The sequence below is a fragment of the Paenibacillus sp. 01L418 genome, assembly GCF_056400045.1.
This window is the reverse complement of the sequence record NZ_JBFTSN010000719.1, coordinates 1-1,629: the sequence shown is the minus strand read 5'-3', so window position 1 is coordinate 1,629 and position 1,629 is coordinate 1. Positions and strand designations below refer to the sequence as shown.

General features: G+C 37.7%; 2 protein-coding genes. One reads left to right on the top strand and one right to left on the bottom strand.

The genetic code is table 11. From position 1 onward, the window contains the following. Positions 1-900, top strand: a 900-nt coding sequence (locus AC1DSE_RS35025) for a sodium-dependent transporter (RefSeq protein WP_477529097.1), incomplete at its 5' end; no start/stop codon positions are given. 57 nt (positions 901-957) lie between these two features. Here the strand turns inward: AC1DSE_RS35025 and AC1DSE_RS35020 are convergent. Beyond that, positions 958-1,629: class I SAM-dependent methyltransferase (locus tag AC1DSE_RS35020; RefSeq protein ID WP_477529096.1), on the bottom strand; the 672-nt coding region annotated here is incomplete at its 5' end.

Here is a 1,629-nt window from a genome sequence, read left to right as displayed (position 1 = left end):
GTTGTTGTAGTGGCAAAAGGGATTCAAAATGGGATTGAAAAGGTTAGCAAAATTTTGATGCCAGCTTTATTTGTACTCTTTATCGTACTCATCATTCGCTCACTTACACTGGATAACGCGATGGAAGGTGTGAAGTTTTTTCTAGCACCTGATTTCTCAAGGATCACATCCCAAAGTATATTGTTTGCGATGGGTCAAGCTTTTTTCTCCTTAAGTGTCGGAGTATCCGTAATGGTTACATACAGCTCTTATTTGTCAAAAAAGGAAAGCTTGATTCAACCGGCTATTTCTATCGTAACCATGAATTTGCTGATTGCATTATTAGCGGGATTGGCCATCTTTCCGGCTGTATTTTCACTAGGTTTAGAACCAGCGGAAGGACCTGGCTTGTTGTTTGTTGTCTTGCCCGCGGTATTTGATCAAATTATTTTTGGGGAAGTTTTTTTATTAGGCTTTTTAGCGTTATTTTTATTTGCAACATTAACGTCGGCCTTCTCGATGCTAGAAATCATTGTAGCTTCTATGGTTAAAGGCAAAGAGGAGAAGAGAACAAAATATGCCTATATGCTTGGTGCATTCATATTTGCGGTAGGCATTCCGTCTGCGTTATCTTATAGTGCTTTTGCCGACATTTTAATCTTTTCGAAAAATCTATTTGATTCAGCTGATTATTTAGTTAGTAATATCTTGATGCCGCTCGGCGTGTTTTTGATTTCGATTTTTGTACCGCTTAAAATGAAGAAAAGCACGCTGCGAGAGGAGTTATTGCAGCATTCTCGTTTTGGCGCTACTGCTTTTATTATTTGGTTTTTTATTATCAGGTTTATTATTCCTCTAGTCATTATCATCGTATTTCTTGATATTACTGGGGTGCTTAATAAAATAACTTCATTATTGTAGTATCCAACATTATGAGCAAAAGAAAGGGATACCCATAACCGGGTATCCCTTTTTATTTTATTTCCTTGCAGTAATCATAAATCGTTCTGAATTTGTTCTGATTCCTTGTTCGGTTTGGTTGTTTTTAATAAATTGTTGAAGGATTTGAAAATCTGTCTCGGATTGTCCGAAGTTCGGGATAATTGGCGTGTGTTTCAATAGAAAAATAAAGTCTTCAGCCGTCTCAAAATAATCGGTTGCGTTGTATTCAAATGACTGAATGTCTGTGAAGCCTGCATCAGCTAACTCTGCAATATATTGATTTTTCAAGACACCTTTTTTTGTACCAAATGACTGTCCTCTTCCGAATGCCTCTTTAAGGTTGAGCTTATCGTGCTCACTAACCTGTTGGGTAAAAAATACACCATCGTTCACCAATACTTTTGCGATTTCTTTGGCAGAAAAAGCGGAATGTCTGCAAGAGACTACATTGAAAAAGTGGTCAGGAAAATCGAGCTTCTCCGCATCCATTTGTAAAAAGCRTATATTTGATTTATTTGATTGTTTTACGTTATTTAATGCGGTCTCAATCATGCCTGTGGAAAGATCAATGCCAATTAGAAGCAAAGCTGAATCCGCTAATGATAATAATGCTTCTCCGCCGCCAGTGCCGATATCAAGCAAAAGATCAGACTTCTTGCACGACTGGATGACTTCATCATAAAAATCCCATGCGACTCCTTCTGAGAC